Annotated in this window: 17 protein-coding genes; 8 read left to right on the forward strand and 9 right to left on the reverse strand. The window is 67.4% G+C overall.

The window, feature by feature from the left end; genetic code table 11:
• Positions 1–37 precede the first annotated feature (37 nt).
• Positions 38–967, reverse strand: coding sequence for a polyprenyl synthetase family protein (locus VSO01S_RS04715; protein WP_174544709.1), 930 nt, complete (start codon positions 965–967; stop codon positions 38–40).
• Positions 968–1,291: 324 nt separating this feature from the next.
• Here VSO01S_RS04715 and rplU point away from each other — a divergent pair, with 324 nt between their 5' ends.
• From rplU to proB, 4 genes are all read left to right on the forward strand, one after another.
• On the forward strand, positions 1,292–1,603 hold the full coding sequence (rplU, locus tag VSO01S_RS04720; protein WP_068640641.1) for a 50S ribosomal protein L21: 312 nt from the start codon (positions 1,292–1,294) through the stop codon (positions 1,601–1,603).
• A gap of 12 nt (positions 1,604–1,615) precedes the next feature.
• The gene (gene rpmA / locus VSO01S_RS04725; RefSeq protein ID WP_068640642.1) at positions 1,616–1,876 is read left to right on the forward strand and encodes a 50S ribosomal protein L27; all 261 of its coding nucleotides are present in this window, start codon (positions 1,616–1,618) and stop codon (positions 1,874–1,876) included.
• Between the two features lie 77 nt (positions 1,877–1,953).
• Positions 1,954–3,018 carry an Obg family GTPase CgtA gene (gene cgtA / locus VSO01S_RS04730; RefSeq protein ID WP_068640643.1) on the forward strand — a complete coding sequence of 355 codons (1,065 nt, stop codon included), beginning with the start codon at positions 1,954–1,956 and terminating at the stop codon, positions 3,016–3,018.
• 62 nt (positions 3,019–3,080) lie between these two features.
• Positions 3,081–4,226, forward strand: coding sequence for a glutamate 5-kinase (gene proB, locus VSO01S_RS04735; protein WP_068640644.1), 1,146 nt, complete (start codon positions 3,081–3,083; stop codon positions 4,224–4,226).
• Positions 4,227–4,278: 52 nt separating this feature from the next.
• Here proB and VSO01S_RS04740 read toward each other — a convergent pair whose 3' ends face one another.
• Together VSO01S_RS04740 and VSO01S_RS04745 are read right to left on the reverse strand one after the other, a co-directional pair.
• On the reverse strand, positions 4,279–4,779 hold the full coding sequence (locus tag VSO01S_RS04740; RefSeq protein ID WP_245684111.1) for a CNP1-like family protein: 501 nt from the start codon (positions 4,777–4,779) through the stop codon (positions 4,279–4,281).
• Positions 4,766–5,425: an RNA pyrophosphohydrolase gene (locus VSO01S_RS04745; RefSeq protein ID WP_068640646.1), complete on the reverse strand. Its 660-nt coding sequence runs from the start codon at positions 5,423–5,425 to the stop codon at positions 4,766–4,768. The genes VSO01S_RS04740 and VSO01S_RS04745 overlap by 14 nt, the downstream gene beginning before the upstream one ends.
• 124 nt (positions 5,426–5,549) lie before the next feature.
• Here VSO01S_RS04745 and VSO01S_RS04750 point away from each other — a divergent pair, with 124 nt between their 5' ends.
• The 3 genes from VSO01S_RS04750 to VSO01S_RS04760 all read left to right on the forward strand — a co-directional run bounded on the left by VSO01S_RS04750 (position 5,550) and on the right by VSO01S_RS04760 (position 9,264).
• Positions 5,550–7,295 (forward strand): proline--tRNA ligase, encoded by a 1,746-nt coding sequence (locus VSO01S_RS04750; protein WP_068640647.1) that lies wholly within the window; start codon positions 5,550–5,552, stop codon positions 7,293–7,295.
• Positions 7,292–7,924 (forward strand): lytic transglycosylase domain-containing protein, encoded by a 633-nt coding sequence (locus tag VSO01S_RS04755; RefSeq protein WP_068640648.1) that lies wholly within the window; start codon positions 7,292–7,294, stop codon positions 7,922–7,924. Before VSO01S_RS04750 ends, VSO01S_RS04755 begins: the two co-directional genes overlap by 4 nt.
• A 149-nt stretch (positions 7,925–8,073) precedes the next feature.
• Positions 8,074–9,264, forward strand: a complete 1,191-nt coding sequence (locus VSO01S_RS04760; protein ID WP_068640649.1) for an MFS transporter — start codon at positions 8,074–8,076, stop codon at positions 9,262–9,264.
• 6 nt (positions 9,265–9,270) lie between these two features.
• Here VSO01S_RS04760 and paeA read toward each other — a convergent pair whose 3' ends face one another.
• The 6 genes from paeA to hemA all read right to left on the reverse strand — a co-directional run bounded on the left by paeA (position 9,271) and on the right by hemA (position 14,815).
• Positions 9,271–10,593, reverse strand: coding sequence for a polyamine export protein PaeA (paeA, locus tag VSO01S_RS04765; protein WP_068640650.1), 1,323 nt, complete (start codon positions 10,591–10,593; stop codon positions 9,271–9,273).
• Between the two features lie 40 nt (positions 10,594–10,633).
• A complete protein-coding gene (locus tag VSO01S_RS04770) occupies positions 10,634–11,110 on the reverse strand; it encodes a cupin domain-containing protein (protein WP_068640651.1) in 477 nt (158 codons plus the stop codon).
• Between the two features lie 18 nt (positions 11,111–11,128).
• Positions 11,129–11,458 (reverse strand): Grx4 family monothiol glutaredoxin, encoded by a 330-nt coding sequence (grxD, locus tag VSO01S_RS04775; RefSeq protein WP_068640652.1) that lies wholly within the window; start codon positions 11,456–11,458, stop codon positions 11,129–11,131.
• Positions 11,459–11,484: 26 nt separating this feature from the next.
• Positions 11,485–12,345 carry a peptide chain release factor N(5)-glutamine methyltransferase gene (prmC, locus tag VSO01S_RS04780; protein WP_068640653.1) on the reverse strand — a complete coding sequence of 287 codons (861 nt, stop codon included), beginning with the start codon at positions 12,343–12,345 and terminating at the stop codon, positions 11,485–11,487.
• Positions 12,345–13,433 carry a peptide chain release factor 1 gene (gene prfA, locus VSO01S_RS04785; protein ID WP_068640654.1) on the reverse strand — a complete coding sequence of 363 codons (1,089 nt, stop codon included), beginning with the start codon at positions 13,431–13,433 and terminating at the stop codon, positions 12,345–12,347. Before prfA ends, prmC begins: the two co-directional genes overlap by 1 nt.
• Positions 13,434–13,543: 110 nt before the next feature.
• Complete coding sequence (hemA, locus tag VSO01S_RS04790; RefSeq protein WP_068640655.1) at positions 13,544–14,815, reverse strand: glutamyl-tRNA reductase; 1,272 nt, start codon at positions 14,813–14,815, stop codon at positions 13,544–13,546.
• Between the two features lie 80 nt (positions 14,816–14,895).
• Between hemA and VSO01S_RS04795 the strand changes: the two genes are divergently transcribed.
• Positions 14,896–15,171 (forward strand): hypothetical protein, encoded by a 276-nt coding sequence (locus VSO01S_RS04795; RefSeq protein WP_068640656.1) that lies wholly within the window; start codon positions 14,896–14,898, stop codon positions 15,169–15,171.
• Positions 15,172–15,173: the final 2 nt, after the last annotated feature.

A 15,173-nucleotide genomic window follows, 5' to 3' on the forward strand; every position in this document is an offset into this window, starting at 1 on the left:
TGCAGTGAATTGAGAAAGCGGCCTTGTGTTTTTGACTTCAGGCGCGTCGCTCAGTCAGCTGAGCCGCTAATTGTAGCAAACCTTCGGCGTGTTGATTGCGCGCAAGTGCAGGAAGTGCATCAATTGCGCGTTGAGCCTCCGCGGCTGCTGCTGCGCGCGTGGCTTCCAGTGCGCCGGTCTGTTTCACGATCGCAACGATCTGCGGCAGTTGCGTGGTGTCGCCGGCTTCGATGGCGGCCTTGATCAATGCGCGCTGCTCGTCGGTGCCGCGCTGCATGGCGAGGATGAGCGGCAGTGTGGTCTTGCCTTCGCGCAGGTCGTCGCCCAGGTTCTTGCCGGTCTCGTTGGCGTCGCCCGCGTAGTCGAGCACGTCGTCGATGACCTGGAAGGCGGTGCCCAGCGCCTGGCCATAGGTGGCGCAGGCTTCTTCCACTTCGGGCGGTGCCTTGGCCAGCACCGCCGCAAGCCTGGTGCTGGCCTCGAAGAGCTTGGCGGTCTTGGAGCGGATCACGCGCAGGTACGCCGCCTCGTCCAGGCTGGCGTCGTGCATGTTCATGAGCTGCAGCACCTCGCCTTCGGCAATGATGTTCGTGGCTTCGGCCAGGATCTCCATCACGCGCATGTCGTGGGCATCCAGCATCATCTGGAAGGCGCGCGAATACAGGAAGTCGCCCACCAGCACGCTGGCCGGGTTGCCGAAGGATTCGTTGGCGGTGGGGCGGCCGCGGCGCAGGGTGGATTCGTCCACCACGTCGTCATGCAGCAGCGTGGCCGTATGGATGAACTCGATGACCGCCGCCAGGTTGTAGTGCTGCGTGCCCTTGTACTCGAGCGCGCCGCTCATCAGCAGGAGCAGGGCCGGCCGCAGGCGCTTGCCGCCGGCGGAAATGATGTAGCGCGAAACCTCGCTGACGAGCGGCACGCCCGTGTCCAGGCGATTGGCGATGACTCGGTCGACTTCGACCATGTCGTCGGCGATAAGGCCGAGCACGGACGCGGTATTGGTTGCGGCGGAAACTGGCAAGTCGCGGGGCGCCTGGCGCCGGAGGAAGGGTGGAGGGGAGGCGGACCTGCGTCCGCCGGCAGCCGGCAATTATAGGGAGAGGCTCACGCGCCCTCCGGCGCCGGATGGGGCCGGCCCCAGGCCGCCCACTGGCTTCCGGAGTGCTTCGTGCTAGAATATTGGGCTTCGTGGAAATTCGTCTACGAAGCTTCGATGGGCTCTTGGCTGGCCCTGGCCGGTTACTTGTTGACTGGCTGCAGTCTGAGCCCGCATTCCAAGAGGTTAAACATGTACGCGGTCATAAAAACCGGTGGCAAGCAGTATCGCGTTGCTTCCGGCGAGAAAATCAAAGTAGAACAGATTGCTGCGGACGTTGGCCAGGAAATCGTGATCGACCAGGTTCTGGCTGTCGGCAACGGCAGCGATATCAAGGTCGGCACGCCCCTGGTGTCCGGCGCAACGGTGACGGCCACGGTGCTGTCGCACGGCAAGCACGACAAGGTTCGCATCTTCAAGATGCGCCGTCGCAAGCACTATCAGAAACGTCAAGGCCATCGCCAGCAGTTCACCGAACTGCAAATCGGCGCGATTGCTGGCTAAGGAGCGGACACCATGGCACAGAAAAAAGGCGGCGGCTCTACGCGAAACGGGCGCGATTCCAAGCCCAAGATGCTCGGCGTGAAGGCCTTCGGCGGCGAACTGATCAGCGCAGGCTCGATCATCGTGCGCCAGCGCGGCACGCAATTCCACCCCGGCACCAATGTCGGCGTTGGCAAGGATCACACCCTCTATGCACTGGTCGACGGCCACGTGTCGTTCAGCACCAAGGGTTCGCTGAACAAGCACACGGTCACCGTGACGCCCGCGGCCTAAAAGCCCGGTCACCTCGATCGTGAACCCGAAGCCCCGCCTGGCGGGGCTTTCTTGTTTGTAAACTTGGAAAGTAGCTCATGAAGTTCGTTGACGAAGCCTTCATCGACATCGCCGCCGGCGATGGCGGCAACGGCTGCGTGTCGTTCCGTCATGAGAAGTACAAGGAGTTCGGCGGCCCCGACGGCGGGGACGGCGGACGCGGCGGCCACGTGTTCGCGGTGGCCGACCCGAACCTGAACACGCTGGTGGATTTCCGCTTCTCGCGCCGGCACGAAGCCAAGCGCGGCCAGCATGGCATGGGCTCTGACATGTTCGGCGCGGCCGGCGACGACATCACGCTGCGCATGCCGGTGGGCACCATCATCTCCGACGCCGAGACCGGCGAGGTGCTGTTCGAACTGCTCAAGCCGGGCGAGCGCCTGACCATTGCCAAGGGCGGCGACGGCGGCTTCGGCAACCTGCGATTCAAGAGCGCGATCAACCGCGCGCCGCGGCAGAAGACGCCTGGCCATCCCGGCGAGAAGCGCAGCCTCAAGCTCGAGCTCAAGGTGCTGGCCGACGTGGGCCTGCTGGGTATGCCCAATGCGGGCAAGTCCACCTTCATCTCGGCCGTTTCGAATGCGCGCCCGCGCATTGCCGACTACCCGTTCACCACCTTGCATCCGAACCTGGGCGTGGTGCGCGTGGGGCCGGAGCAAAGCTTCGTGGTGGCCGACCTGCCCGGGCTGATCGAGGGCGCTTCGGAAGGCGCGGGCCTGGGCCACCTGTTCCTGCGCCATCTGCAGCGCACGCGCCTGCTGCTGCATGTGGTCGACCTCGCGCCTTTCGACGAAGGCGTCGACCCGGTCGCGCAGGCCAAGGCCATCGTGGGCGAGCTCAAGAAGTACGACCCGCAGCTGTATGAAAAGCCGCGCTGGCTGGTGCTCAACAAGCTGGACATGATTCCGGTCGAGGAGCGCGCGGCCAAGGTGAAGGACTTCGTGAAGCGGCTGCGGTTCAAGGGGCCGGTGTTCGAGATCTCGGCGCTCACGCGCGAAGGCTGCGAGCACCTGGTGCAGGCGGTCTACCAGCAGGTCAAGGCTGCGCAGGTCGCGGAGCAGCCGCCCACCGAGGTCGATCCGCGTTTCGTCGATCCCACCTGAGCCTGCGCTGCCGCGGCGCGAGCTCCGTCCAACAATCGATCCGTCAATTCTCAAGAAAGTCGATGACTGCCAAAGCTGGTTCCACGGTTCTTCGCGACGCCCGTCGCATCGTCGTCAAGGTCGGTTCCAGCCTGGTGACCAACGAGGGGCGCGGGCTGGATGAGGCGGCGATCGGCGAGTGGTGCCGGCAGCTGGCGCTGCTGGTGCGCGACGGCCGGGAAGTGGTGATGGTTTCCAGCGGCGCCATCGCCGAAGGCATGAAGCGCCTGGGCTGGCGGACCCGGCCGCACGAGGTGCACGAGCTGCAGGCGGCCGCGGCGGTCGGGCAGATGGGCCTGGCCCAGATGTACGAGACCAAGCTGCGCGAGAACGATCTGGGCAGCGCGCAAGTGCTGCTCACCCACGCCGACCTGGCTGATCGCGAGCGCTATCTGAATGCCCGTTCCACGCTGCTCACGCTGCTGGGCCTGGGCGTGGTGCCGGTGATCAACGAGAACGACACCGTCGTCAACGACGAGATCAAGTTCGGCGACAACGACACATTGGGCGCCCTCGTGGCCAACCTGGTCGAGGCCGACGCGCTGGTGATCCTGACCGACCAGAAGGGCCTGTACACGGCCGACCCGCGCAAGGACCCGGCCGCACAGTTCGTGCATGAGGCCGCCGCGGGCGACCCGGCGCTGGAGGCCATGGCCGGCGGCGCGGGCAGCAGCATCGGCAAGGGCGGCATGATCACCAAGATCCTGGCGGCCAAGCGCGCGGCCGGTTCGGGGGCGTCCACCGTGATCGCCTGGGGCCGCGAGGCGGATGCGCTGGTGCGCCTGTCCAAGGGCGATGCCATCGGCACGCTGCTGGTGGCGCAAACGCCCAAGCACCAGGCGCGCAAGCGCTGGATGGCCGACCACCTGCAGTTGCGCGGTGCGGTGAGCGTGGATGCCGGGGCGGCCGCCAAGCTGCGCGGCGAAGGCAAGAGCCTGCTGCCCATCGGCATGACGGCGGTGGAAGGCGAGTTTTCGCGCGGCGACGTGATCGCGGTGCGCGGCCCCGATGGCGGCGAAGTGGCGCGCGGCCTGGCCAACTACTCGAGCGCCGAAGCGCGGCTGTTGTGCCGCAAGGCGTCGGGCGAAATCGAGCGGCTGCTCGGTTACGTGGCCGAGCCCGAGATGATCCACCGCGACAACATGATCCTGACTGCTGTCGCGGTCTGATCTGCACGGGGGGTGCGGAAGTGGGCAGGCTGCCTGGCCTGCCTGCGATGTCTCAGTCGATGTAGTGCGGCTTTTTCAGGGCCTGGACCATCTCGCCCGTGGTGCCGCGCGGCGCGCCGCTGCGGCAGATGGCCTGCCGCGCCAGGGCAAGGCTGTAGCGCGTCTTGGCCTGTCCCAGCGGCTGCCACTCCGGGTTCTCGACCGGATGCCATGCATCGCCGCTGTAGCGGGCGTAGGTCTTGATTTCACCCGTGGCGCAGCGCACGCCGTCGTAGAAGGCATTGAGCGCAGCGCCCGGCCCGGTGCTCTTGGCGATGGCGACATAGCGCACCACGCCGTCGTCGGTAATGGCAAGTGTCTTGGGATCGACGCCGTACTTCAGGTCGTACACCCGCGGCATGTCGATCTCGAGCATGCGCCGCTGGTCGAATTCCGGCGCCGGCGGCACCGGAGATTCCTTCCAGTCAGGGTCGGTGAAAAGCTGCGCTGACGCGGCCTGGGCCAGCACGAGTGCGGGCAGGGCGGCGCCAAGCAGCCGGCTAGCGCGGCGCAAGAAGCTGGCTGGGCGCCGGTGCGGCACCCTCGGGGGCAGACGGGACATTGGGATCGGGATCGAAGGAGGCGCCGGGCGGCAGCTCGAAGTTCGGCTCGTGCCCGCCGACGGCGGGATGGCGATCGAACTCGCGGCCGCGCACGTTGCCACGCAGAAAGCGGTTGCGGAAATCCTGGCGGGGCAGGTAGCGGGCGAGTTCGGTCAGCGCCATTTCATAGACGCCGCGCTTGAACTCGACGACGACGTCCAGCGGAACCCAGTAGTCGTGCCAGCGCCAGGCGTCGAATTCCGGGTGGTCGGTGGCGCGAAGATTCAGGTCCCAGTCGTGACCGGTGAGTTGAAGCAGATACCAGATCTGCTTCTGGCCCTTGTAGTGGCCGCGCGCGTCGCGGCGGATGAACCGATCCGGCACCTCGTAGCGCAACCAGTCGCGGGTGCGGGCCACGATGCGCACATGTTCCGGCGATAGGCCGACCTCCTCATGCAGCTCCCGATACATGGCCTGCTCGGGGCTTTCGCCGCGGTCGATTCCGCCTTGCGGAAACTGCCATGAATGGGTGCGTATGCGCTTGCCCCAGAAAACCTGATTGCGATGGTTGAGCAGGATGATGCCGACGTTGGGCCTGAAGCCATCTCGGTCGAGCATAATCGAACCCCAATTTTTGAACTGAGTCGATTATGCATGCCGGGTTGCGCTCGGCAAGTAGACCGGTTTCCTGGCCCTGGCCCCGGGGCATCCTGTTTTTCCCGCATATCTGAGCCGCCACCCGATGAAAGCCTCCCGTTTCTTTGTCTCCACCCTCAAGGAAGCACCGGCCGACGCCGAAGTCGTCAGCCACCGCCTGATGACCCGCGCCGGCATGATCAAGAAGCTGGGCGCTGGCATCTACACCTACATGCCCATGGGCCTGCGGGTGATCCGCAAGGTGGAGGCCATCGTGCGCGAGGAAATGAACCGCGCGGGTGCGGTGGAGATCACGATGCCGGTGGTCCAGCCGGCCGAGCTGTGGCAGGAGAGCGGCCGCTTCGACAAGATGGGCCCCGAGCTGCTGCGCATCAAGGACCGCCACGAGCGCGACTACGTCGTGCAGCCCACCAGCGAAGAGGTGGTGACCGACATCGCCCGGCAGGAGATCCGCAGCTACAAGCAGCTGCCGCTGAACCTCTACCAGATCCAGACCAAGTTCCGGGACGAGCGCCGTCCGCGCTTCGGCCTCATGCGCGGGCGCGAGTTCACCATGAAGGACGCCTACAGCTTCGACCGCGACCTCGATGCCGCCAAGACCAGCTACCAGGTGATGTCGCAGGCTTACCGCCGGATCTTCGACCGCTTCGGCCTGCGCTACCGGGCCGTGCGCGCCGACAGCGGCGCCATCGGCGGCGACATGAGCGAAGAGTTCCAGGTGATTGCCGCCACCGGTGAAGACGCGATCGTCTACTGCCCCGAGAGCGATTACGCGGCCAACATGGAAAAGGCCGAGGCGCTGGCGCCTGCCGGTCCGCGTCCGGCTGCCAGCCAGCCGGCCACCAAGACGCCGACCCCCGGCAAGGCCACCTGCGAGGAAGTGGCCGCACTGCTAGGCGTGCCGCTGTCCACCACCGTCAAGTCGCTGGTGCTGGCCACCGACAAGACCAACGACAAGGGTGAGATCGTCGGCTCGCAGGTGTGGCTGCTGCTGGTGCGCGGCGACCACGACATGAACGAGATCAAGGTCAGCAAGGTGCCGGGCCTGAACGAGGGCTTCCGCTTTGCCACCGTCGCCGAGATCGAAGAGCACTTCGGCGCCAAGCCCGGTTACCTGGGCCCGCTGAACATGAAGAAGCCGGTCAAGCTGGTGGCCGACCGCGACGTGGCCGTCATGGCCGACTGGATCTGCGGCTCCAACGAGGCGGACTTCCACACCACCGGCGTCAACTGGGGCCGCGACCTGCCCGAGCCCGACGTGGTGGCCGACATCCGCAACGTGGTGGCCGGCGACAAGTCGCCCGACGGCAAGGGCCTGCTGGCCATCGAGCGCGGCATCGAGGTGGGCCACGTGTTCGTGCTGGGCACCAAGTACAGCAAGTCCATGAACGCCACCTTCCTCGACGAGGCCGGCAAGCCGCAGCACCTGGAAATGGGTTGCTACGGCATCGGCATCACGCGTCTGCCGGCCGCGGCCATCGAGCAGAACCATGACGAGCGCGGCATCATCTGGCCCGATGCCATCGCCCCCTTCACCGTGGTGGTGTGCCCCATCGGCATGGACCGCAGCGAAGAGGTGAAGGCGGCTGCGACCCGGCTCTACGACGACCTGCTGGCTGCCGGCGTGGACGTGATCCTGGACGACCGCGGCGAGCGCCCCGGCGCCATGTTCGCCGACTGGGAACTGATCGGCGTGCCTCATCGCCTGACCATCGGCGACAAGGGCCTGAAGGACGGCGTGGTCGAGTACCAGCACCGCCGCGATGCCGCTGCCACCAAGGTTCCCGTGGCCGAGGCGGCCGCCTTCGTGCGCAGCAAACTCGCGGCATGACACTTTCGCGGCGCCACTGCCTGGGCGGTGCCGCGGCCGGCGTGCTGTCGCTGGCGGGCCTGCCACGCCAGGCAATGGCCGGCGCGCAGATCGAGGAGCCGCTGATGGACTCGGTGCGCACCGCGCTGAGTTCGGCCATCCACAACAGCGCGCCGCCAATCCCCGAGTTCAAGGACACCGAATCGCGCCTGGCCTACCTGCGCTGGCTGGGCAGCATGAGCGAGCGCCTGAAAAAGCGCATGCCCGACTGGAACACGCGCAAGGAATTCCTGCAGACCATCTGGTACGAGGCCAAGCGCGCCGGCCTCGACGTGAGCCTGGTGCTTGGGCTGGTGCAGGTGGAGAGCAATTTCCGCAAGTTCGCGGTGTCGAGCGCGGGCGCGCGGGGCTTCATGCAGGTGATGCCGTTCTGGACGCGGGTGATCGGCGACGGCGATCCGTCCACGCTCTTTCACATGCAGACCAACCTGCGCTTCGGCTGCGTGATCCTGCGCCACTACCTGGACCGCGAGCGCGGCGACCTGTTCATGACGCTGGGCCGCTACAACGGCAGCCGGGGCCAGTCGCCCTATCCGAACGCGGTGTTTGCGAACCAGCGAAACTGGAAGTTCGTCGACCGGCAGGATTGACCGGGCAGGTCGGCATTCGCATGCGTGCGGCGCATGCGAGGCATTCCAAATCAGCGTTTGTGGAGGCGGGGATCGCATAGCAATATCGCGGTCCTTCGAACGGCTGTCGATATGGCTGCTCGCATTCCAACCTTCGATCCGATAACTCCATGCCTTCCATGCTCTGGGCCCTCCTGGCCGGCAATTTCGCCATCGGCACCGGCGTGATGGTGGCCAGCGCCACCCTCAACGAAGTCAGCGCCTTCTTCCAGGTGCCGGTGCCCGTGGCCGGCTACCTCATCTCGGTGGCGGCCCTGGTGGTCTGTCTGGGCGCGCCCACGCTGGCCGCCGCGGTGGCGCCCTTCGACCGGCGCAAGCTGCTGGCGGCGGCCATGGTCTGGTACGGCCTGCTGCATGCGGCCTGTGCCTTGGCCACCGACTTCCATGTGCTGCTCGCCCTGCGGGTGCTGGCCGTGATTCCGGCCGCGGTGTTCACGCCGCAGGCTGCGGCATGCGCCGGCTACCTGATGCCGGCCGAACAGCGCGGGCGCGCTATCACCTTCGTCTTCGTCGGCTGGTCGCTGGCCTCGGTGCTGGGCATGCCGCTGAATGCGTGGCTGAGCGGCATGCTCGGCTGGCAGGGCGCGTACGGGCTGGTCGCAGTGCTGTCGCTGGCCAGTGCGGCGTGGGTCTGGCAGGCCATGCCCCACGACGTGCGGCCGCCGCGCTTCTCGCTGGCCAGCTGGGGCACGGCCTTGCGCATGCCGGCCCTCATGCTGTGCGTGGCCGTGACGCTGCTGTGCGCGGCGGGGCAGTTCGTGGTGTTTGCCTACTTCGCGCCCATCTTCCGCAACAGCCTGGGCGCCAGCGTGCATGAGCTGAGCGCGTTGTTCATGTTCTTCGGCGCATTCGGCCTGCTGGGCAACGTGCTGATGTCCCGCTACATCGACCGGCTGGGCGCGCCCCGCGGCGTGATGATCACCATCGGCGCCATCGCGTTGAGCATGCTGGCCTGGCCGCTGGCCTCGACGCTCGTGCTGGCCGCCGTGGTGCTGGTGCCCTGGGCGCTCGGCTGCTTCTCGGCCAACTCGGCGCAGCAAGCGCGGCTGGTGTCGCTGGCGCCGGCCCTGGCAGGCGGCTCGGTGGCGCTGAACACCTCGGCCATGTATGCCGGCCAGGCGATCGGCACGGCCGTCGGCGGCTGGATGATCTCGCACCAGGCCATGCAGAGCCTGCACCTGGCGGGCCTGGTGCTGCTGGTGGCCGCGATGGCCGTGAGCGCCTGGGCCGCTCGCGTTGCAAGCCGCGGCGCAGCGCAGGCCCCGGCGGCCACGGGCGTCGTGGCCAATCGCTCCGCCTGAGGCGGTTCAGCCTGCCGCGCTGGCTTCAGCCGGCTGGCGCGCGGCCTCGCGCGTCACCATCACCTGGTCGATGCGGTGGCTGTCCACGTCCATCACCTCGAACTTGAAGCCCGCCCAGGTGGCGCTGTCGGTGCGCTTGGGCACACGGCGCAGCATGTACATGAGGAAGCCGGCCAGGGTCTCGTACTCGTCGACGTGCGGCATCTCGTCGATGTCGAGCGCGCGCTGCACGTCCTGAATGGGCGTGACGCCGTCGATGAGCCACGAGTTCTCGTCGCGCCGGACGATCTGCTGCTCTTCGTCCGAGGGCGGCACCAGGTCGCCCATGACGGTGCTCATCACGTCGTTGAGCGTGATCACGCCCACCACCAGGCTGTACTCGTTGACGACGATGGCGAAGTCCTCGTGGGCCTGGCGGAACTGCTCGAGCACTTCGGTGAGCGAGATGCGGTCCGGGATCACCAGCGCCTTGTTCAGCGGCAGCCCCTGGTCGAAAGACAGCGGCTGGCCGCTGAGCACGCGCTGGAACATGTCCTTGGCGTCCACATAGCCCAGCACATGGTCGATGTCGCCGTCGCACACCGGATAGGCCGAGAAGGGCTCGGCAATGATGCGCGCGCGCAGGATGCTTTCGGACTCGCCCTTGTCGAACCAGATCACGCGGTCGCGCGAGGTCATGACGCTGCTCACCGGCCGGGTGTCCAGCTCGAACACGTTGGCAATCACCTGCTGCTCGCGCTCGGCCAGCACGCCGGCGCGCAGGCCGGCCTCGGTCATGGCCAGGATGTCGGCCGAGGTGATGGTTTCCTCGCGCTGCGTGGGCATGCCCAGCAGCTTGAACAGCACGTCGGTGCCGTGCGTGAAGAGCCAGACCAGCGGCTTGAAGGCGGTGATCAGGAACTGCATCGGCCCCACCAGCCGCAGCGCGAGCCGCTCCGGCTCGTTCATGCCCAGCCGCTTGGGAAAGAGGTCGGCGAAGATCAGGAAGATCGAGATGATCAGCACGAAGGAGCTGAGGAAGGCGGCGCGCTGCGCCAGTTCCGGGTTCATCCAGTTGGAATACAGGTCCGCGAAGTAGGGGCTGAATGCGCCTTCGCCCACCACGCCGCCCAGGATGGCCACCGCGTTCAAGCCGATCTGCACCACGGTGAAGTAGTGGCCCGGCTGCTCCTGCAACTGCAGTACCTTTTCTGCCCGGGCGTCCCCGTCGTCTGCCAGTTGCCGCAGACGCAGCCGGCGCGCGGCCGCCAGGCAGATCTCGGCCAGGGAGAAAAAGGCGCTGGTTGCGATCAGCGCGGCAATGGTCAGGAGGCTCTGCGTGAGGGTCATGTGCGGTTCTTCAACCCCACATGGTGCCACGAGCCTGCCGTCAGACCCCGCCTGTCGGGTGGGTCGGGTCGACCCAGAGCACCGTCTGCGGCTTCTCGACCGGCTCGATGTCCAGGTTGACGGCCACGGCCTCGCCGTCGCTGCGGCACAGCACGCATTCGAGCGTCTCGGTGCTGCTGGCGTTGATTTCCTGGTGCGGCACGAAGGGCGGCACGTAGATGAAGTCGCCCGGACCGGCTTCGGCTGTGAACTCGAGCTTCTCGCCCCAGCGCATGCGGGCGCGACCGCGCACCACGTAGATGACCGATTCGAGGGGCCCGTGGTGATGGGCGCCGGTCTTGGCGCCCGCGTGGATGTGCACCGTGCCGGCCCAGAGTTTCTGGGCGCCGACGCGCGCGAAATTGATGGCGGCCGCCCGGTTCATGCCGGGCGTCTGCGCCGTGTTGGCGTCCAGCTGGTTGGCCGGGATCACCCGCACGCCATCGTTTTTCCAATCGGTGGGGTGGGGGTGCGCCATGCCGGCTCCGACCTGCTCTTACTGTGCGGAGGGCGTTGCCAGCACCTGCTGCAACTCGCCCGACTCGTACATCTCCATCATGATGTCCGAGCCGCCGATGAATTCGCCGCGCACGTACAGCTGGGGAATGGTGGGCCAGTTGCTGTATTCCTTGATGCCCTGGCGGATGCCGTCGTCCTCGAGCACGTTCACCGTCTTGAGCGACTTGGGGTCGACGCCGCAGGCCTTCAGGATCTGCACGGCGCGGCCGGAGAAGCCGCACATGGGAAAGCTGGCGCTTCCCTTCATGAAAAGAAGAATCTCGTTTTGCTTGACCAGGTCGTCAATGCGTTGCTGGGCGTCGCTCATGGGGGCTCCTCGAAAGAATGGGTTGATTATTTCACCGCGCGCCAAAGCCCGCCGGAGCAGCGCTCGATGCCGGCAAGATCCTTGCGGCTTTGCACTTCCTGGAAGCCGCCGGCCACCAGCAGGGCGCGCACGTCGGCCGCCTGGTCGTGGCCGTGCTCCAGCAGCAGCCAGCCGCCGTCGGCCAGGTGTCGCGGCGCCGCCTGCACGATGCGGCGGATGTCGGCCAGGCCGTCGGCACCGGCCGCCAGGGCGGACAGCGGCTCATGCCGCAGGGCCGGCAGGTGCGGGTCGTCGGCGCGGATGTAGGGCGGGTTGCTCACGATCAGGGCGTAGCCGGTGCCGGCCCCCTCCAGCCAGTCGCCGTGGGCGAAGCGCACCGGCAGGCCGAGGCGCTCGCCGTTGGCGCGGGCCACGGCCAGGGCGTCTTCGCTGGCATCGACGGCATGGATCTGCAGGTCGGGCCGCGCCTTCTGCAGCGCCAGGGCGATGGCGCCGCTGCCGGTGCCCAGGTCGATCACGCGCACCTCGTGCAGGCCTTGAAGGCGCTCGAGGGCCCAGTCGACCAGCGTCTCGGTGTCCGGCCGGGGCACCAGCACGCGGGCGTCCACCTGCAATGCGAGGCCATGGAATTCCTTTTCGCCCAGCAGATAGGCCACCGGCTCGCCGGCCAGGCGGCGCAGCAGGCTGTCCTGCAGGCACTGCGCCGCGTCGGCAGTGAGTGGATCGCTGTCGTGCGCCAGCAGCCAGGCGCGCTCGCCGCTCGAGCGGCCCAGCGCATGCAGCAGCAGCAACTGCGCATCGATCCGCTCCACGCCCAGCGCAGCGGCGGCCGACAGGGCCTGCGCGACGGTGGCGGGCAGGGCGCCCTTGTCTTCGGCTGTATTCATCACGCCTGGCCCGCCGCTTCCAGCTCCGCCAGCTGCTCGGCCTCGTGCGCCGCCTTCAGCGCGCCCAGCACCTCGCCCAGGTCGCCTTCCATGATGAACTGCAGCTTGTAGAGCGTGAGGTTGATCCGGTGGTCGGTCAGCCGCCCCTGCGGAAAGTTGTAGGTGCGGATGCGATCGGAGCGGTCGCCGCTGCCGATCAGGCCCTTGCGCAGCGCCGCGTCCTTGGCGGCGCGCTCGCTGCGCTCCTTTTCCTGGATGCGGGCCGACAGCACCTGCAGCGCCTTGGCCTTGTTGCGGTGCTGGCTGCGGTCGTCCTGGCACTCGGCCACGATGCCGGTGGGGATGTGCGTGATGCGCACCGCGGAATCGGTCTTGTTGATGTGCTGGCCGCCGGCGCCGCTGGCGCGGTAGGTGTCGATGCGCAGGTCGGCCGGGTTGATCTGCACTGCCTGTGCTTCATCGGGCTCGGCCAGCACCGCCACCGTGCAGGCGCTGGTGTGGATGCGGCCCTGCGTCTCGGTGGCGGGCACGCGCTGCACGCGGTGGCCGCCCGATTCGAAGCGAAGGGCGCCGAATACGTCGTCGCCCACGATGCGCACCACCACTTCCTTGTAGCCGCCCAGTTCGCTTTCGCTCTCGCTCACGATCTCGCAGCGCCAGCCCGCGCGCTCGGCGTAGCGGGTGTACATGCGCAGCAGGTCGCCGGCGAACAGGGCCGATTCGTCGCCGCCGGTGCCCGCGCGGATTTCCAGGAAGGCGTTGCGTGCATCGTCCGGGTCCTTGGGCAGCAGCAGGCGCTGCAGCTCGGCTTCGAGCTTCACCAGCTCGGCCTCGCCCCCTTCGATTTCCTCGCGCGCCATCTCGGCCATGTCGGGGTCTTCGAGCATTTCGCGGGCGCCGGCCAGGTCCGACTCGACCTGCTTGTAGCGCTGGTAGCGGCCGGCCACCTGGGTCACCTGCGCATGTTCGCGCGAGAGCACGCGGTACTGCGACATGTCGGCCATGATGTCCTCGCGCGAGAGCAGGAAGTCCAACTCTTCCAGGCGTTGCACATAACGTTCGAGTTGTTGGCGCAGAAAGCTTTTCACAAGAAGAATGGCCGAGGTCGGCAGATGGGCAAAAGAGGGAAGGGGCCTTGGGACCCGCCATGGACTGGCACGGAGCAGGCCGCATGGGCCCATCGGCAAAGGCAGCGTCGCTAACGCTCTTTGCGCAGGAACAGGCGCGCAATGGTCTGCGCCGTCTGTTCGCGCGAGGCCGCGTCGCCCGCATGCAGCTCGGCCATGGCGCCGTGCAGCATCTTCTGGGTGAGGCCGCGGGACAGGGCTTCGAGGACGGTGTCCAGGTCTTCGCCCTTGGCCAGCAGCTTCTTCGCACGGGCCAGCTCGGCGCTGCGCCAGGCGTCGGTCTGCGCGTTGAGCTGCTGGATCAGCGGCACCGTACCGCGCTGGCCGAGCCAGTGCATGAAGCTCTGAACGCCGGCGTCGATGATCACCTCGGCCTGCGCCACGGCGGCCTGGCGCTGGGCCTGGCCTTGCTGCACCACCTGCGCCAGGTCGTCCACCGTGTAGAGGTACACGTCCGACAGGGCCCGCACCTCGGGCTCGATGTCGCGCGGCACGGCCAGGTCGACCATGAACATGGGCCGGTGCTTGCGCTGCTTGAGCGCCCGCTCCACGGCGCCGAGGCCGATCAGCGGCAGCGTGCTGGCGGTGCAGCTGACGACGATGTCGAATTCGGCCAGGCGCGCCGGCAGGTCGGCCAGGCGCATGGCCTCGCCGCCGAAGCGGGAGGCGAGTTTTTCGCCGCGCTCCAGCGTGCGGTTGGCAATGACCATCGCCTTGGGGCTGCGCGCCGCGAAGTGCGTGGCCGCCAGGTCGATCATTTCGCCGGCACCCACGAACAGTACGCGGGTCTGCTTCAGGTCTTCGAAGAGCTGGCTGGCCAGGCGAACCGAGGCGGCCGCCATGCTGATGGAGTGGGCGCCGATCTCGGTCGCGGTGCGCACTTCCTTGGCCACCGCGAACGAGCGCTGGAACAGCTGGTTCAGCGTGCTGCCCAGCGAGCCGGCGCTTTCGGCGGCGCGCACGGCATCCTTCATCTGGCCCAGGATCTGGGCCTCGCCCAGCACCATGGAATCGAGCCCGCTGGCCACCCGGAAGGCGTGGCGTGCGGCCTGGTCGTTTTCCAGCGTGTAGGCATGCGAGCGCAGCAGGGATGGGGACACGCCGCCGCTCTCGGCCAGCCAGCCCACCGTGTGCTCCAGCGCGGCGTTGTTGGCCGCGCAGTAGATCTCGGTGCGGTTGCAGGTGGAGATGATGGCCGCCTCGACGTCCGGATGGCGCTGGGCGCCGAACGAACTGCGCAGGCTGTGCAGGGTGGGCGCCAACTGGTCGAGGGCGAACGCAAAACGACCGCGCAGATCGAGCGGCGCGGTCGTGTGATTCAAGCCCAGGGCCCAGACTGCCATCCCCGGATTATAAAATTTGCCGCCTTGCTCGGCCCTTGCGCTGAATCAATGGCCCCTCGAGGTGCCCTCCACCCCTATTCATGTCCCCGTTTGCCCTGATCGACCACCTGGCCAATTTCGCCCTGCCGGCCCTTGTCGTGGCTGTGGTGCTGGGCCTGGGCGGCCGGCTCATCATGGGCAAGGGCGCCCCGCTCGCGCTGTGGAAGCAGATCGTCATCAATTTCGTGGCTGGCGTCGTCGTGCTGGCCGGCGGGCTGGCGTATTTCGGTCGCGACGGGATGATGGCGACGTATGCCGCCCTGGTACTGGTTTGCGGCACGCTGCAATGGCTTCTGGCCGGCGGCCTGCGCAGCTGAGG

Origin of the sequence: Variovorax soli NBRC 106424 (assembly GCF_001591385.1) — a bacterium.
Lineage (GTDB): Bacteria > Pseudomonadota > Gammaproteobacteria > Burkholderiales > Burkholderiaceae_C > Variovorax > Variovorax soli.

Bases quoted from the DNA above. Each gene is read 5' to 3' on its own strand.
- VSO01S_RS04715 (WP_174544709.1), bottom strand. From the start codon at position 967: ATGGTCGAAGTCGACCGAGTCATCGCCAATCGCCTGGACACGGGCGTG.
- rplU (WP_068640641.1), top strand. From the start codon at position 1,292: ATGTACGCGGTCATAAAAACCGGTGGCAAGCAGTATCGCGTTGCTTCC.
- rpmA (WP_068640642.1), top strand. From the start codon at position 1,616: ATGGCACAGAAAAAAGGCGGCGGCTCTACGCGAAACGGGCGCGATTCC.
- cgtA (WP_068640643.1), top strand. From the start codon at position 1,954: ATGAAGTTCGTTGACGAAGCCTTCATCGACATCGCCGCCGGCGATGGC.
- proB (WP_068640644.1), top strand. From the start codon at position 3,081: ATGACTGCCAAAGCTGGTTCCACGGTTCTTCGCGACGCCCGTCGCATC.
- VSO01S_RS04745 (WP_068640646.1), bottom strand. From the start codon at position 5,425: ATGCTCGACCGAGATGGCTTCAGGCCCAACGTCGGCATCATCCTGCTC.
- VSO01S_RS04750 (WP_068640647.1), top strand. From the start codon at position 5,550: ATGAAAGCCTCCCGTTTCTTTGTCTCCACCCTCAAGGAAGCACCGGCC.
- VSO01S_RS04755 (WP_068640648.1), top strand. From the start codon at position 7,292: ATGACACTTTCGCGGCGCCACTGCCTGGGCGGTGCCGCGGCCGGCGTG.
- VSO01S_RS04760 (WP_068640649.1), top strand. From the start codon at position 8,074: ATGCCTTCCATGCTCTGGGCCCTCCTGGCCGGCAATTTCGCCATCGGC.
- paeA (WP_068640650.1), bottom strand. From the start codon at position 10,593: ATGACCCTCACGCAGAGCCTCCTGACCATTGCCGCGCTGATCGCAACC.
- VSO01S_RS04770 (WP_068640651.1), bottom strand. From the start codon at position 11,110: ATGGCGCACCCCCACCCCACCGATTGGAAAAACGATGGCGTGCGGGTG.
- grxD (WP_068640652.1), bottom strand. From the start codon at position 11,458: ATGAGCGACGCCCAGCAACGCATTGACGACCTGGTCAAGCAAAACGAG.
- prmC (WP_068640653.1), bottom strand. From the start codon at position 12,345: ATGAATACAGCCGAAGACAAGGGCGCCCTGCCCGCCACCGTCGCGCAG.
- hemA (WP_068640655.1), bottom strand. From the start codon at position 14,815: ATGGCAGTCTGGGCCCTGGGCTTGAATCACACGACCGCGCCGCTCGAT.
- VSO01S_RS04795 (WP_068640656.1), top strand. From the start codon at position 14,896: ATGTCCCCGTTTGCCCTGATCGACCACCTGGCCAATTTCGCCCTGCCG.